Here is a 15,779-nt window from a genome sequence, read left to right as displayed (position 1 = left end):
TTCGGAGAAGCTAAAGGCCTGAAACGCGCCGCCGGTCTTCCATCGGGTTGAACCGGCTGACGTCGTCGAGGGCCAGGGTGCCTGTGGGCTGGTCTTCCTCCTCCAGCAGGTACAGCCGCTGGATGGCAATGACAATCGAGTCGGCGACGGTCTGCCGGAACACCGGATCAGCGAGGCGGTGCGCGTCGTGGAAGTTGCTCAGGTAACCAAGATCAATACCCACGGAGGGGATGCCGGGCAGCTTCAGGGTGTCCCACGTGCGGGCATGGGTTCCCAGGCTCGCCATGTCGGTGCGCGCCGCGAGTTCCTTGATCATCAGGATGGCTGCACGCTGGCCGATTGGGGACCGTGGCTCACCGGTGACAGGAAGGCCCCAGTAGTACGCGGCGATACCGGAGGCTGCCGGCTGGTCCAGCCAGTCGCAGTGGATGTTTACGTTGAGGCTCGGCGCCCGTCCCGGCGCGGGATCGTTGGCGGCGGCGGCGTCGTACTCCACTACTTCTGCACCGAACTCGCGCAGAATCCGCTCCACCCGTGCACGGACGTCGGAGGCGACAAGCCGTTCCGTCAGCGGAGCTCCGGTCAGGCGCTCGGTGGCATGCTCTGAGGGGGTCTGTGATCTGCCGGTGTTGAGGGTGATGGTCCGTCCACGCAGGGCAGCGGTGGAACGGTCCAGCCGCTCGTAGTCGCGCAGCGCGAAGGCCTGGCTGGGGGAGATGGCACGGTTCACACGGGACATGGCCGTCATGGTGTCCCCGTCGCAGACGCCTGTACCGGGGATGCCCAGGTTCTCCTGCAGCTCGGCCACCGCGTAACGCGTGCGGATGCCAAACTCGCCGTCGATATGGCCGTAATAGAAACCAAGGTGGGAGAGGTGGCGCTGCAGTTCGGCGACGTCGTCCCCGCGCACGGCGGGCTGGCCTTCTACGTAGGCCAGGACCCGGTCGCCGAAGCGGAACTGTGCCTCTGCAAGGGCACGCTGGGTGTCGGGGCCCGCGACGCCGTCGACAATCAGGCCGCGGCTCTGCTGGAAGGCGCGCACAGCGGCGTCAACGTGGTCGTCGAAGACGGCAGGATTGTTGACCGAGTCGGGGGAGAGGTAGGACATGGAAATGCCGGCACGCAGCAGCGCTTCACGAAGCGCCACTACGCGCCGGCTGGAGTCCAGCCTCCGCAGACTTTCGTCCGTCGGATGCATAGTGTGTGACCTACTTCAGGTAGGCCGCGAATTCCTGCTCAAGGACCTGCTTCGGCTTCGCGCCGATTGATGTGGCGGCAACCTCACCGCCCTTGAAGACATACACGGCGGGGATGGACGTGATGCCGTACTTGGCAGCGATGGCGGGGTTGTCGTCAACGTTGACCTTTACGACGTCCACCTTGTCCGAGTATTCGGCGGCGATGTCGTCAAGGATCGGGGAGAGCATGCGGCACGGTCCGCACCACTCTGCCCAGAAGTCCACGATGACCGGCTTATCGGCGGCCAGCACGTCGGTGCTGAAGGAGGAATCCGTTACGTCTTTGGCGTTGCTCATAGTTCTTGCTCCTTGTGGATCTCTAGACGGAAGCGTTCTCGGAAACGGTTTCCGACGCCGGGGTGGGAACGGTGGCAGCAGTCGCTGCTGAGGCGACATCTGCCAGGTAATGTTCGACGTCGAGCGCCGCGACGCACCCGGAACCGGCGGCGGTGATGGCCTGGCGGTAGGTCGGGTCGATGACGTCGCCTGCGGCGAAGACGCCCGGCAGGGAGGTCTTCGAGGTGCGGCCCTGCACGGCGATGGTGCCGGCTTCAGTGAGCTCGAGCTGATCGCGGACCAGGTCCACGCGCGGATCGTTGCCGATCGCCACGAAGATGCCGGTGACCGCCAGCTCGGATTCGGCGCCGTCGACCGTGCTGCGCAGCCGGATGCCGGTGACCTTGTCCTCGCCGTGGATGCCCACAACCTCGGAGTCCCAGACAAAGCGGATCTTCTCATTGGCCAGCGCGCGGTCCTGCATGATCTTGGAGGCACGCAGAGTGTTGCGGCGGTGCACGATAGTCACCGAGGCGGCGAACTTGGTCAGGAAGAGTGCCTCTTCCAGCGCTGAGTCACCGCCGCCGATGACGGCGATGTCCTGGCCCTTGAAGAAGAAACCGTCGCAGGTTGCGCACCAGCTGACGCCGCGGCCGGAAAGCCGCTTCTCATCTTCGAGTCCCAGCTCGCGGTAGGCGGAGCCGGTGGAGATGATCACGGAGCGTGCCAGGAAGGTCTCCCCGGTGCCGATGGTGACCTTCTTGATCTCGCCGCCCAGGTCCACGGAGGTGACGTCCTCGAAGAGGATTTCGGTGCCGAAGCGGTCTGCCTGCTTCTCCAGACCGGCCATCAGGTCAGGGCCCATGATGCCTTCGGGGAAGCCGGGGAAGTTCTCCACGTCAGTGGTGTTCATCAGTTCGCCGCCGGCGGTGACCGAGCTGGCGATCAGCAGCGGCTTGAGGTTCGCCCGGGCCGTGTAGATGGCTGACGTGTAACCGGAGGGGCCGGAACCAACGATGATCACATCGCGGATTTCCTGGCCGGAACCTGCGGCATCGGGACGAATGTCTGTGCTCACGTGCTGTGAACCTCTTTCCTGGGGTTTCCTTGGATTTCCTTGAAGTTCCGGGGAGAACAAGTGCTTATGCGCTTAGCGGATCACTTCGAACCGCTAACTACACCTCACAACACTGACACGGAACAGCTTATTCCGAATGGCATCCGCGTCACACGATGGGCCGCCGGCCCGGTTTCCTGCAGCCCAAATGGGCTCCTAGGACACGTCGATCTCGGCGATGCGCAGTCCCCACGGGTATTCAGCCTGTACCCCGCTGAGGCGCGGGAGCTGGGTGAAGTTGATGATCACGTAGCTGGCCGACGCCGGTTCGCCGTCGGCGCCCCTGGGCACGTTGATCGAGGTCGTGGGTCCGGTGAAGCCGCTCTGCGCAACGGTGGTTGCCCCCTCCAGGGACGGGGAATCGTTGAGCATCACGGAGAAGTTTCCGCCGCTTCCGTTGAGCTGGGTGATGTCCACCTTGCTGATGGCGGACTCCTCTTCCAGCTCGACGACGAGTGCCAGGCTGGGAGCCAGCCCTCCGAAGGTGTCAGAGGCGTAGACGTAGCTGGACCAGTAGCTGGCCTCGTTGCCGTCAACGATCTGCGGCAGCGCGGCGTCGTTCACGGAATCGAGTTCCTGGTTGCCCGGCACCAGGCGGGTAATGCCGGCAGTAGCGGGTGCGGGCAGAGCCGCGCCTGTTGCCTCCGCGGGGTCCTCAGTGACCGCAGGGGACTCGGCTGCCGGGCTAGTGGCCTCGTCACCGGCGAAGATGTCCGCGTTCCGGCCCAGAGTGGTGAACGCAAGGACAACAGCAACCAGCAGGATGACGCTGAGGATTCCTCCTACCAGCACACGGCCAAACTTGCGGTCGCCGCCGCGCGCCGGCTGATCCTCGTCGCCGCCGTCGTATTCTTCTTCGGTTTCGTAATCCGCGCCAAGGGCCGTGCGCGGGAAGTTCGATGCTTTCCGGTCTCCGGGGCCGGCGGCTGCGTAGCCTTCAGCCGGGAAATCGTCTTCCTCTTCCCAGCGGCTGACCTTAAGGGACTGCACGGGGGTGTCCCGGGTGGGTGCCGAATAGCCGGCTGTCCGGGGGCTCTGGCTGGGAGGCGGAGGCACGACGCCCGCACCTGTTGCGGCTTCAGCAGGCGCCTCCTGCGGTCCGCCGAATTCAAGATCCCGCTCCGCTTCGGCGGCGGACGCAGCACCCGCTGCGGCACCTGTAGCGGCGCCGGCGCCGCGGCCGAAGCGCGGAAGGTGAGGCTTGGGCAGGTTGGAGAGCAGCGGTTTGCGGTCCCGCGGCTCATATTCCTCGACGTAGCGGTCCTCTTCGACGTTCTCCGGTTCACGGGAACGGGGCATGCCAAAGATCTCAGATCCGAGTGTGTCCGTGAAGAACGGCTCCACGTAGGGCGCGTCGCGCTCTATGACCAGGTCAAGCAGATCGGCAGCGTTGGCGTTTGAGGTGACCAGGTAGGTGCGGCCGTCACTGACACCAAGATCCAGGATCTGCACGGCGGAATGCCGTTCACCAATGGCGATCTCCCGCGCACTGGCACTGACCTGGCTGGCGTTCTGGGGTGCTGCGACGAGGATGCTCACGGCACGGTTGAGTACCTGGTCCACGCCGTCGAGGACGAGGTCATTCTCTGCTGAGGCCAGGACCTGGGCGGTGACCTTGTATCGGCCGCCCAGCACTGATCCAGCATTTACCGGCTGTGGCACGTGTTCCTCCCGTGGAAACGGCTATGACTGCAAGCTAGATGTTGCCACCGGCGCCGGTAGGGCGGCCGGTGCGGTTCGTGCAGTACCAAGGGGTCAAAACCCGCCCGGTACTGCCCACTTTGTACCCATGCTACCTGCGGCGGGGGCCAAAACCTGAGTTGGTCGTCCTAGCCCCGGCGCCTGATCTTCGCCAGGGCCGGTTTTAGCAGTTCATCCAGTTCCCGGACTTTCAGCAGCCGCAGCATCCCGAGATACGCAGCAGCCATCAGTGCGCCGCAGACAATCAGTACGACTGTGGCGCTGGGGAGCGAGCTCCAGGCAAAGCCGTCCGGGCTGTAACCTCCCAGCACGGCCAGGGCAGCGGCTCCGGCGGCAGCCGAACCCAACGCCGCCACGGTGAGCCGGACATGGACGTCGAAGACGCGGCCTGCACCGTAGCTGCCGAGTTTGCGGGTAAGGAAAATGTGGCTCACTACGACGGCAGCAATGTTCCCGACGGAGTACGCTGCGGCGAGGCCGAAGACGATCCTGTCTGCAGGCAGGGCGGCGGCAGCCAGTGCCAGGCTGACGCCGAGCACGGCCAGGATAATCTGCATGATCATCGGTGTCTTGGCGTCTTCACTGGCGTAGAAGGCACGGTTCATCAGGAACGTTGCGCTGAGGAACGGCGAACTGACAGCCAGCAGGACCAGCACCTGCCCCTGGATCGCTGCGGAGGCGTTGGAACCTCCGCCGAACCACATTCCGATTGGCCCGGCCAGCACCACCATCACGGCGGCGCAGAAGACCGTGGCCACACCAATGACGCGCAGGCCGCGGGAGATGGTCTCCCGCACGCCCTCAAGGTTCTTCTCAACGAACGAGTGCGACATGCGGTTGAACAGGACGGTAGCCAGCGAGAGCGTTATGACGGAGTGCGGGATGATGTAGAGCATCGCCCCGATTTCGAGGTTCGCCTGGCCGGCAATCAGCTGCGGCGGGTCCATGGCAAGGTAGCCGGCACGTGCCTTAGTGGCGAGCGTCGCGACATTTGTGTAGACCAAGTAGGCCCCGTTGCCCACCAGCATGGTGATGATGGTCCATTTCGCCACGCGCGCCGTATCGCCCAGGCCTACCCCGCGCAGGCCAAAGGACGGACGAAGTCCCAGACCCAGCTTCTTCAGCGGGATGAGCAGCACCAGTGCCTGAAGTGCCACGCCCAGTGTGGTGCTGCCGGCCAGGATCAGGGTGGCCGAAGAAGTCCAGTTCTCAGGCGAGAACTGCTCCGTGGTCTCCCTGCCCATCAGGCTGATGAACAGGATCAACCCGCCGATCGCGACCAGGTTGTTGACCACGGGTGCCCACATGTAGGCACCGAACCGGCCATTGGCGTTCAGCACCTGGCCAACCACAGCGTAGGCACCGTAGAAGAAAATCTGGGGGAAAAGCCAGTACGCGAAGGTGGTGGTGAGGGCCAGCTGGTCCGGGCTGAGGTGTGTAGTCAGCGAAAGGATGAGCGGGGCGGCAAGGGTCGCCACCAGGGCAACCGCCGCCAGGAACACCAAACTCAGTGTCATGATGCGCGAGACGTAGTCCGTACCGCGGTCTTCGCGCTTGCTGGCCTTGATGATCTGCGGGACCAGCACCGCGTTGAAGACACCGCCCGCCACCAGCAGGTAGATGAAGTTGGGCAGGACATTGGCAACGCCGAAGAGGTCGCTGACACCGGCAGTAGTGCCGATTGCCACGGCCAGAAGGGAGGTGCGGATCAGCCCGAGGACACGGGAAACCATCGTTCCCGCGGCCATTACGGCACTAGAGCGGGCGGTACTGGGAGCAGGGGTCTGTACGGCCATTATGTCCTTATGCTCTCACCTGAGGACTGTTTTACCTGAAACCCGGAGCCTGGGCCGCGCGGTGCGTCAGCGGTACTTGGGGAGGACTTCGCGGGCCAGATCAGCGATCCGGCGTTCGTTCGGGAAGGACAGCCTCCGGCCCAGCACGGCCAGCGGAACCCAGGCGACGTCCACAGCTTCGTGGTCCGGGTCATTCTCGATCGTCAGTTCACCGCCCACGGCTTCAAGCAGGTAATGGTGCACGGTTTTGTGCACCCGGTGCCCGCTTACCGTGAACCAGTAGTCAATGCTGCCCAGCGGGGTGAGGATCCGTCCGTCAATTCCGGTCTCTTCGGCAATCTCGCGGACTGCCGCCTGCTCATTGTTCTCTGCGTCCTCCGGGTGGCCCTTGGGCAGGCACCATTCCAGCCGTCCGCCGCGGTTCAGCCGGGCAATGATCGCCACCGGCAGTTCCGGATCTGCGCAGTTAACCACAATGCCGCCTGCGGAAACTTCTTCCACCGTAGGCAGCGCCGCATGCGCCGGGTGCGCGGCGGAGCTGCCCATTGACGCTGTCAATGGGGTCCGCTTGGGCGCACTCGGGACGGGATGGGCCATACCCCCACTGTAACTATCTTTGCCTGCTCATGATGACCGTTCACACCTGTGGCCCGCTCCTCCGCGGCAACCCCGGCGTGTCCGGGCCGCAGAGCGGACGCATTGTCCGCCGGGGCTGGTTTATCTGGCACGCTTAAAGCACTATGGCGCACTTCAGTTCTTTCCCCACCACCGAGCTCCCCGACGTGATCCCCCAGCTGGGAGAGCTCTTCCAGGGCGCCGGCTTTGAGTTGTCCCTGGTGGGCGGACCGGTACGTGACCTGTTCCTGGGGCGGATCTCTCCTGACCTGGACTTCACCACCAACGCCCGTCCCGATGACATTATCGCGGTGACCCGCCGCTGGTGTGACACATATTGGGAGATGGGCCGCGAGTTCGGCACGATCGGAATGCGCAAGGACGGCTTCCAGATCGAGATCACGACCTACCGCTCAGAGGCCTACGATCCCGAGTCACGCAAGCCGGCCGTAGCGTTTGGGCAAAGCCTCGAGGACGACCTGTACCGCCGGGACTTCACGATGAATGCGATGGCGCTTCGGCTGCCGCAGATGGAGCTGGTGGACCCGTTCGGCGGGGTGCGCGACCTGCATGCGGGAATGGTGCGCACACCCGGCGCCCCGTCGTCGTCATTCTCGGATGACCCGCTGCGCATGATGCGTGCGGCACGTTTCGCCTCCCAGCTGGGCGTGACCGTGGCACCGGAGGTCTTCGCTGCCATGAAGGACATGGCCGGGCGGATTGAGATCATCTCCGCCGAGCGCGTCCGGGATGAACTGGTGAAGCTGATCAACGGCAAGGCACCGGCGGACGGCGTGGACCTGCTGGTTGAAAGCGGTCTGGCCGATCATGTGCTTCCCGAGGTGGCCGCACTGCGCCTGGAAATCGACGAACACCACCGCCACAAGGACGTGTACCAGCACTCCCTCACCGTGCTGCGGCAGGCCTGCGACCTGGAGACCGGCCCGGACGGTCCAGTTCCGTCACCGGATTTTGTGCTCCGCTTCGCAGCCCTGATGCACGACGTCGGCAAGCCCGCCACCCGGCGCTTCGAAGGCACGGGCGCGGTCAGCTTCCTGCACCATGACGTGGTGGGCGCCAAGCTCACCGCCAAGCGCATGAAGGCGCTGCGGTTCGACAATGACACCATCAAGGCCGTGTCCAGGCTGGTGGAGCTGCACATGCGCTTCTACGGCTACGGGGATGCCGGCTGGAGCGACTCCGCCGTGCGCCGCTACGTTACCGACGCCGGGCCCCTGCTGCAGCGTCTGCACCGCCTGACGCGTTCCGATGTGACCACCCGCAACCGGCGCAAGGCCGAGCGTCTGGCCTTTGCCTATGATGACCTCGAGGCGCGGATCGAGAAGCTGGCAGAGCAGGAAGAACTGGCCTCCATCCGACCGGACCTCGACGGGAGCCAGATCATGGAACTGCTGGGCATCCGCCCCGGACCGGTGGTGGGCCGTGCCTACAGGTTCCTGCTCGAAGAACGCATGGAACATGGTCCGGGTGCGCCCGGGGAAGCTGAAGCCAAACTCCGGGAATGGTGGCAGCAGCAGCCCGAAAGCCGGGAAACCGAATAACCCGGCGGGGGATCCGCAGAACATTCACAACTCTTGACGCAGCAATCAGAAGGGGCACCATGAGTGCAGTTAACCTGGGGCCGGCAGTTCCGGACCTGACACCGGCAGGAACCCGGCTGCCTACCCTCTGGCTGGTCCGCCACGGTGAAACCGAATGGTCCCGGAAGGGGAACTACACCGGGCTCACCGACATTCCCCTCACCGCCGAGGGCGAAGCGCAGGCCGTGGCAGCACGGGAAAAGCTCGCGGGCTTCGACTTCGACCGCGTCTTCAGTTCCCCGCTCATCCGGGCCCGGCGCACCGCAGAGCTGCTGGGACACCCCAGCCCCGAGGTGCTTCCGCACGCGCACGAATGGGACTACGGAGAGAATGAGGGCCGCCGGAACACCGTAGTCCGTGAGGAAAACCCGGGCTACATCATCTGGAACGACGGCGTTCCCGGCGGCGAAACCCTGGCCCAGGTCGCTGCGCGCGCGGACCGGATCATTTCCACTGTGCAGGCAGGCTGCGGCACGCCGATGGACCAGGACCCCGGCCAGGCTCCCATCGAGCGCGCCCTGCTGGTGGCCCACGGCCACTTCCTGCGGATACTGGCTGCCCGGTGGCTGGGACTGGCTCCCGACGCCGGACGGCATCTGGTGCTCGGAACGGCAGCCGTGTGCGTCCTGGGGTGGGATAAGCACACCCCCGCCATCCTGAAATGGAATATGTAGAACTTTCTAAAAGTTTTTTCAGAAATAGCTTGGCAGCGGAGTCCATGCCGGGTTATATTTTTTTAGCCCGCAAGAATGCGGTGCTACCAGCCCCGAGGATACGGCCTGTCCGGCCCGGGGAACAGCGTGATGAAGCAGGAGGTGGAGTGTGGTGTTGAATAACACGGATATGTTCCGGCGGACACTGGTCCCCGCAGCCATCTCCCTTGCAGGGTTCCCGGGCAAAGCCTCCTTCCAGCCCTAGACTCCATCCGGCGCTAGACTCCGTCCGGCGCTGGGGCGCCGCACCCACGGGGTCCTGCTGAACAATAGGACTCGCTTCCGGGAGCCAAGGCAAGGACACGTGGCTGTTCTGCCGCGCAGACCGCACACGGAACGGACCATCCGCCAATCAGGGCTCCGCGCCAGGCCAGGTCCCTTCGGCGGTTCCCTGCACACCGGCAATCACGGATGCCTGCCTGTCTTTGCAGGCATAAATCAGCATATGTGATTTACCCGGCATCCCGGCTTTCTTTTAGCTGCCGTTTTCGGCGCACTTTTCCGCAATTCTTTATGCGCTTTTACGCGCAACCTTTCTCTGGAGATACGTCATGCCCTTTTACAAGCTGCCCACCGTGGGCAACAAAGAACAGTTCAGCCCTCCGCCTGAGCAGGTGTCGGTTTCTTCACCTGCTGCTGCCCGCGTGCCCGGTGGTGAGCCGGTGCGCCGGACGGCGCTGTTCCCGGTACGGCTGGTGCCAGGTTTGGTTCGCCTGCTGCTGAGGGCAGCGGCTGTCCGTGCGGCAGCCAGCGGACGCCTGGTGGATGAGCAGGAAGAGCGCCAGCTGCGCCTGCTCCGAAACAGCGCCCCGGCGTCCGGCCCCGGGCGGTGAGAGTCTGCACACCCTTCCCCGGACTGCCCCGGAATCCCGCGGCAGTCCGGGTGTAAGGAAACAAAGCGGGACCCGTTCGCGTTGTATGGTCGATAGGTAAGGAACACAGGCCAGCGACGAAGGGAGTGCTGTGCCCCAGGTCAACCGGGTGGCCATGCTCTCGCTGCATACCTCGCCGCTCGAACAGCCTGGTTCCGGCGACGCGGGCGGGATGAACGTCTATGTTCGTTCCGTCGCCGTCGAGATGGCGAAAATGGGCGTGGAAGTGGACATCTTCACGCGCGCCTGTGCGCCGGACCAGCCCCACGCCGTCGAACTGGCACCGGGGGTAACGGTGCACCATGTCACCGCCGGCCCGCGCCGCAAGGTGGCCAAGGAACTGCTCCCCAAACTGGCCGGCGAACTGGCCGAGGGCGTAGCCCGTTCCATGCTTCACGGCCCGCGTTTTGATGCCCTTCACTCCCACTACTGGGTCTCCGGCGTCGCCGGAATCAGCCTGGCCCGGCACTGGGACGTTCCACTGGTCCACACCATGCACACCATGGCGCGGGTGAAGAACCTCCAGCTGCAGTCCGGAGAGACCCCCGAGCCCCAGGTCCGGATCCACGGCGAGCAGGACATTGTGGACTCAGCTGCCCGGCTGATCGCAAACACCACCACTGAAGCTGATGAACTGGCCGCCTGGTACGGGGCGGACCCGCAATCCATTGACGTGGTTGCCCCGGGTGTGGACCTGGAGGTCTTTTCGCCCGTCGGGCGGCCGGATGCCCGGGCACGTCACCTGATCCGCCGCGGAGAGTTCCACGTGGTCTTCGCCGGTCGCATCCAGCGCATGAAGGGACCGCAGGTCCTGGTGGAAGCTGCCGCGCGCCTGCTTTCCTCACGGCCGGACATTCCGCTGCGCGTGAGTATCCTGGGCGCCCCCAGCGGCTCCGAGGTGCTGGACCTGGATGCCTCCATCCGGAGGCTAGGACTGCAGGGCACCGTCCAGCTGCACCCGCCGGTCGCCGCGAGAGGGCTCGCAGGCTGGTTCCGGTCCGCTGACGTGGTTGCCGTGCCATCCTTCTCCGAATCCTTTGGCCTGGTGGCACTTGAGGCTCAGGCCTGCGGTACGCCGGTCTTGGCGGCAGACGTCGGCGGGCTGCCCAAGGCAGTGAACTCCGGTCATACCGGTGTCCTTGTGCAGGGCCACGACCCGTCCCGGTGGGCGGCAGAACTCGAAACGCTGTATGACCACCGCGCCTGGCGCAGCGAGCTGGGCCGCGGCGCCGCTGAGCATGCCCGCTCGTTCGGCTGGCGGCGCACTGCCACCCTCACCACGCAGTCCTACCTGCACGCAGCCGAGCAGAGCACGGCCCACGCCGTCGGCAACTAAATCCAGCCGGTCCCGGCGGCGCCAGTGTGCCGGATTGACGGGCGACGGGGCTGGTGCAAGCGTTGAGCTATGGCCAATGACCTCGACATTTCCCGGGCTGCGACGCTGCAGCCCATCACCGACATTGCGCGCGCTGCAGGCATCCCTGAGGACGCGCTGGAGCTGTATGGACGCTACAAGGCAAAGGTAAACCCGGCCGTGGTGCCCAGGAGGACTGAACCGGGCAAGGTGGTGCTGGTTACCGCCATGAGCCCGACGCCGGCAGGGGAAGGGAAGTCAACCGTGACGGTTGGTCTTGGGGACGCACTGGCGCGCTCCGGGCAGAAAACCGTGATTGCGCTCCGCGAACCGTCCCTGGGCCCGGTCCTGGGCATGAAGGGCGGGGCCACCGGCGGCGGCTACTCGCAGGTGATCCCCATGGAGGAGATCAACCTGCACTTCACCGGCGATTTCCACGCGATCACCAGCGCCAACAACGCCCTCGCTGCGCTGGTGGACAACCACATCTTCCAGGGCAATGAACTGGGGATCGACCCGCGGCGCATTACGTTCCGCCGGGTCATGGACATGAATGACCGTTCCCTGCGCCACATTGTGGTGGGGCTGGGCGGCCCCGGACAGGGCACGGTGCGTGAAGACGGGTTCGATATCACCGTTGCCTCGGAGATTATGGCGGTCTTCTGCCTTGCTACGGACATCGAGGACCTGACCGCCCGGCTTGCACGGATCACCGTTGGCTACACCTGGGACCGGCAGCCGGTCTCGGTGGCTGACCTCAAGGTGGAGGGTGCCCTGGCGCTGCTGCTCAAGGACGCCCTCAAACCGAACCTGGTGCAGACGATCGCCGGCACGCCGGCACTGGTCCACGGCGGGCCCTTCGCGAACATCGCGCACGGCTGCAACTCCGTGATTGCAACAGCCCTGGGAAGGGACCTCGCGGACGTGGTGGTCACCGAGGCAGGCTTCGGAGCGGATCTTGGTGCGGAAAAGTACATGGACATCACCTCACGCGTCGCGGATGTGGCGCCGGACGCCGTCGTGGTGGTGGCAACCATCCGGGCGCTGAAGATGCACGGCGGGGTGCCCCGGGAACGGCTCGATGAACCAAACCTGGCCGGCCTGGAAGCGGGCACGGCGAACCTTCGGCGGCACGTGCGGAACCTGGGCAAATTCGGCTTCTCACCCGTGGTGGCCATCAACCGGTTCACCACGGACACTGCGGAGGAAATCGAGTGGCTCCTGCAGTGGTGTTCAGCCGAAGGCGTCGATGCAGCGGTGGCCGATGTCTGGGCGCAGGGCGGCGGCGGTCCCGGCGGAGACGACCTGGCTGCCAAGGTGCTCGCCGCACTGAAACGGCCCGTTGACTTCCAGCCGCTGTATCCGCTGCAGATGAGCGTTGCCGAGAAGATCCGCACCGTGGTGCGGGAAATCTACGGTGCTGACGACGTCGAGTTTTCAGTGCCGGCGCTGCGCCGGCTGGAGGAGATCGAGGCCAACGGCTGGGACAGTGTTCCCGTCTGCATGGCCAAGACGCAGTATTCATTCTCCGACGACGCCGCGAAGCTCGGCGCACCCGAGGGCTTCACGATCCATGTCAGGGATCTGGTGCCCAAAACGGGAGCCGGTTTCATCGTGGCCCTCACCGGCGCGGTGATGACCATGCCGGGGCTGCCGAAGCAGCCCGCCGCGCTGCGCATGGCAGTGGCCGCTGATGGAACGCCGTCGGGCCTTTTCTAGCCCGCCCTATCCCAGCGAGATAGCAGAAAGTGCACGTCCCAGCGCTGGGACGTGCACTTTCTGCTATCTCGATTTTTTGGGGGAGGGGAGCTTAGCGCTCGGCTTCGCCCCGGATGAACTGCTCCACCTTTTCGCGGGCAATGTCATCGTTGTACTGCTCCGGCGGGGACTTCATGAAGTAGCTCGACGCGGAGAGGATCGGGCCGCCGATTCCGCGGTCCAGTGCGATCTTGGCGGCACGGACGGCGTCGATGATGACGCCGGCGGAGTTGGGGGAGTCCCAGACCTCCAGCTTGTACTCCAGGGACACCGGAGCGTCGCCGAAGTTGCGGCCTTCGAGGCGGACGAAGGCCCACTTGCGGTCATCGAGCCAGGCCACGAAGTCGGACGGGCCAATGTGGACGTCGTTCGCAGCCAGCTCGGCGGAAACGTTCGAGGTGACGGCCTGCGTCTTGGAGATCTTCTTGGATTCAAGCCGCTCGCGCTCGAGCATGTTCTTGAAGTCCATGTTGCCGCCGACGTTGAGCTGGTAAGTGCGGTCCAGCGTGACGCCGCGGTCTTCGAAGAGCTTGGCCATCACGCGGTGCGTGATCGTGGCACCGATCTGGCTCTTGATGTCATCGCCGACGATCGGCACACCGGCAGCCGTGAACTTATCAGCCCATTCCTTGGTTCCGGCGATGAAGACCGGAAGAGCGTTGACGAAGGCCACGCCGGCGTCGATGGCGCACTGGGCGTAGAACTTCGCAGCCTGCTCGGAACCGACGGGCAGGTAGCAGACCATAACATCGACGTTCGCGGCCTTGAGTTCGGCAACCACGTCAACGGGGGCCTCGTCGGATTCGCTGATCGTCTCGCGGTAGTACTTGCCCAGTCCGTCGAGGGTGTGGCCACGCTGGACCTTGACACCGGTCTCGGGGACATCGGCGATCTTGATGGTGTTGTTTTCGCTGGCGCCAATGGCGTCCGCGAGGTCGAGTCCGACCTTCTTGGCATCGACGTCGAAAGCAGCCGCGAAGTGCACGTCACTGACGTGGTAATCGCCGAACTGGACGTGCATCAGGCCTGGGACGGTTGCTGTCGGGTCAGCGTCTCGGTAGTAGTGGACGCCCTGCACCAGCGATGCAGCGCAGTTACCAACACCAACGATTGCCACCCGGATCGGGATATTTGCCACGGTTCTCCTTTGAAGACATTCCTGTGCCGCCGCCCGCCGCGAACGCGCGGATGTGCCGCAGCAGGCGGCGCAGGCAACTGACATAGTCTACTTCGTTTGCTGGACGCTGCCGGGGAGAACAGGGCAGAGAAGCTTTCGGAGGTGCCGGTCAGGTGCCCGTCCTCCCGGGCGGGACGCCGTCAGGACTCGGACCGTCCGGGCCGCTTTCGGCACGCAGCTGGTGGCAGGGACGGCCCGGGTGCCTACGCTGGAAGAAGAAGCCGGAGCAGCTGGTTCCCGTGCGAGGAGTTCACCATGACATCCAGGCAAGCCGCCCGCCGGACCGCCGTCCTGTTCTGTGCTGCCGGGGTTCTCACTGCAGCCGGCCTCACCGGCTGCACCCAGGGCTCCGATTCACAGCCGGAGCAAAGCACGACGGCGGCATCACCGTCTGATTCCCGGCTCGCGGAGGAATGCGAACTGCCTGCCCCGTCAGCAACACCCAGCCCGGAGAACAGGGACTTCTCCGCCACCGATCCGGACAGCTCAGCCCTGCAGGTGGGCAGCGGTGAGCAGCGTGCGGTGGGTGACTTCACCATCACCAAGTCCGGGGACAGTTCCAACACCGACTCCTCGAGCTTCACCGGTTTGAACGCAGCAGTCCTGATCAGCGGCGGCGGATCGCTGGCGCTAAACGGCACCACCGTGGAAACCAGCGGAACCGGCGCCAACGGGGTGTTTGCCACGGGTACAGGCTCCGCAGCTTCCCTGCAGGACGTCACGGTTCGGACCGACGGCAGCTTTGCCCACGCCCTGGACGTCACCGAAGGCGGCAGCATTACAGCCGTCAGCCCCAGCCTCAGCACCAGCCAGGACCACTCCAGCGCCATCGCCACAGACCGCGGCGGCGGGGACATCCAAGTCAGCGGGGGCAGTGCGCGGACCGAGGGCGGGCTGTCCGCCGTCATCTATTCCACCGGCATCATCGACGTGTGCGGGCTGATGGGTTCCTCCGCCCAGGCGGAGGCAATAGTCGTTGAGGGGGCCAATTCCGTTCAGGCATCCAGCTCGGACCTGACCGGCGGCACGCACGGTGCCTACATGCACTCGAGCACCCCGGGGGGAACCGGCGGCGGAACGCTGACGATCTCCGGCGGCACCCTGACTGCACAGAACGGAAATGCCGTTTATGTTGACGGCGTATCCGTCACGATCAACCTCAGCAACGCCGCAAAGCTGGAACCCGGCTCCGGAAGCGTTCTTGGCGTGACCAACAACGGCAGTGCCTCCGCCTCCCTGACCGAAACCGAATTGGAGGGAGAGTTCACCGCCGATGCCGGCAGCAGTCTGGATATTTCCCTGACAGCCAACAGCAAGATCACGGGCACCCTCAGCAACGTCGGCCTGGACCTGGACAACACCAGCACCGTCGACCTCACAGCGGACAGTACCGCCACCTCCGTGGCGGGTGCGCTGGTCACCGGATCCGAGATCACCAACATCACCGGCAACGGCCATACAATCACCTACGATCCCGCGGCAGAAGGCAACTCGTACCTGAACGGGCAGGACTACGACCTCGCCGGCGGCGGAACCCTCCGTCCGGCCTAGCGCCTGCATA

13 protein-coding genes are annotated in these 15,779 nt (G+C 64.9%); 6 read left to right on the top strand and 7 right to left on the bottom strand.

What is annotated here, in order from left to right:
- Window positions 1-10: 10 nt before the first annotated feature.
- From ACWGQ2_RS09990 to ACWGQ2_RS09965, 6 genes are all read right to left on the bottom strand, one after another.
- Entirely contained in the window at window positions 11-1,198 is a 1,188-nt protein-coding gene (locus ACWGQ2_RS09990; protein WP_452016790.1) for a peptidoglycan-binding protein, read from the bottom strand.
- A gap of 10 nt (window positions 1,199-1,208) precedes the next feature.
- Entirely contained in the window at window positions 1,209-1,535 is a 327-nt protein-coding gene (trxA, locus tag ACWGQ2_RS09985) for a thioredoxin (protein WP_055242830.1), read from the bottom strand.
- 22 nt (window positions 1,536-1,557) lie between these two features.
- Window positions 1,558-2,547, bottom strand: coding sequence for a thioredoxin-disulfide reductase (gene trxB, locus ACWGQ2_RS09980; RefSeq protein WP_452017229.1), 990 nt, complete (start codon window positions 2,545-2,547; stop codon window positions 1,558-1,560).
- A 240-nt stretch (window positions 2,548-2,787) separates the two neighbouring features.
- Window positions 2,788-4,293 (bottom strand): ABC transporter substrate-binding protein, encoded by a 1,506-nt coding sequence (locus tag ACWGQ2_RS09975; protein ID WP_452016788.1) that lies wholly within the window; start codon window positions 4,291-4,293, stop codon window positions 2,788-2,790.
- A gap of 167 nt (window positions 4,294-4,460) precedes the next feature.
- Window positions 4,461-6,128: a murein biosynthesis integral membrane protein MurJ gene (gene murJ / locus ACWGQ2_RS09970; RefSeq protein WP_452016786.1), complete on the bottom strand. Its 1,668-nt coding sequence runs from the start codon at window positions 6,126-6,128 to the stop codon at window positions 4,461-4,463.
- Between the two features lie 66 nt (window positions 6,129-6,194).
- The gene (locus ACWGQ2_RS09965) at window positions 6,195-6,674 is read right to left on the bottom strand and encodes an NUDIX hydrolase (RefSeq protein ID WP_452017227.1); all 480 of its coding nucleotides are present in this window, start codon (window positions 6,672-6,674) and stop codon (window positions 6,195-6,197) included.
- Window positions 6,675-6,868: 194 nt separating this feature from the next.
- On the opposite strand from ACWGQ2_RS09965, the gene ACWGQ2_RS09960 reads away from it, so the two are divergent.
- The 5 genes from ACWGQ2_RS09960 (at window position 6,869) to ACWGQ2_RS09940 (ending at window position 13,002) form a co-directional block, all read left to right on the top strand.
- Entirely contained in the window at window positions 6,869-8,305 is a 1,437-nt protein-coding gene (locus tag ACWGQ2_RS09960) for a CCA tRNA nucleotidyltransferase (protein ID WP_452016784.1), read from the top strand.
- Window positions 8,306-8,364: 59 nt separating this feature from the next.
- Complete coding sequence (locus ACWGQ2_RS09955) at window positions 8,365-9,018, top strand: histidine phosphatase family protein (protein ID WP_452016782.1); 654 nt, start codon at window positions 8,365-8,367, stop codon at window positions 9,016-9,018.
- Between the two features lie 590 nt (window positions 9,019-9,608).
- Window positions 9,609-9,890 carry a hypothetical protein gene (locus ACWGQ2_RS09950; protein WP_452016780.1) on the top strand — a complete coding sequence of 94 codons (282 nt, stop codon included), beginning with the start codon at window positions 9,609-9,611 and terminating at the stop codon, window positions 9,888-9,890.
- Between the two features lie 130 nt (window positions 9,891-10,020).
- On the top strand, window positions 10,021-11,265 hold the full coding sequence (gene mshA / locus ACWGQ2_RS09945; RefSeq protein ID WP_452016778.1) for a D-inositol-3-phosphate glycosyltransferase: 1,245 nt from the start codon (window positions 10,021-10,023) through the stop codon (window positions 11,263-11,265).
- Between the two features lie 69 nt (window positions 11,266-11,334).
- Window positions 11,335-13,002: a formate--tetrahydrofolate ligase gene (locus tag ACWGQ2_RS09940; RefSeq protein WP_452016776.1), complete on the top strand. Its 1,668-nt coding sequence runs from the start codon at window positions 11,335-11,337 to the stop codon at window positions 13,000-13,002.
- 91 nt (window positions 13,003-13,093) lie between these two features.
- Here ACWGQ2_RS09940 and ACWGQ2_RS09935 read toward each other — a convergent pair whose 3' ends face one another.
- Window positions 13,094-14,179, bottom strand: a complete 1,086-nt coding sequence (locus tag ACWGQ2_RS09935; RefSeq protein WP_452016774.1) for an inositol-3-phosphate synthase — start codon at window positions 14,177-14,179, stop codon at window positions 13,094-13,096.
- A 294-nt stretch (window positions 14,180-14,473) separates the two neighbouring features.
- Here ACWGQ2_RS09935 and ACWGQ2_RS09930 point away from each other — a divergent pair, with 294 nt between their 5' ends.
- Window positions 14,474-15,769 (top strand): hypothetical protein, encoded by a 1,296-nt coding sequence (locus ACWGQ2_RS09930; protein ID WP_452016772.1) that lies wholly within the window; start codon window positions 14,474-14,476, stop codon window positions 15,767-15,769.
- The last annotated feature ends 10 nt before the right edge of the window (window positions 15,770-15,779 follow it).

The organism is Arthrobacter sp. NPDC055585 (assembly GCF_053619115.1).
Note: the sequence above shows the minus strand (reverse complement) of the source record. Positions and strands in the feature narration are given on the sequence as shown.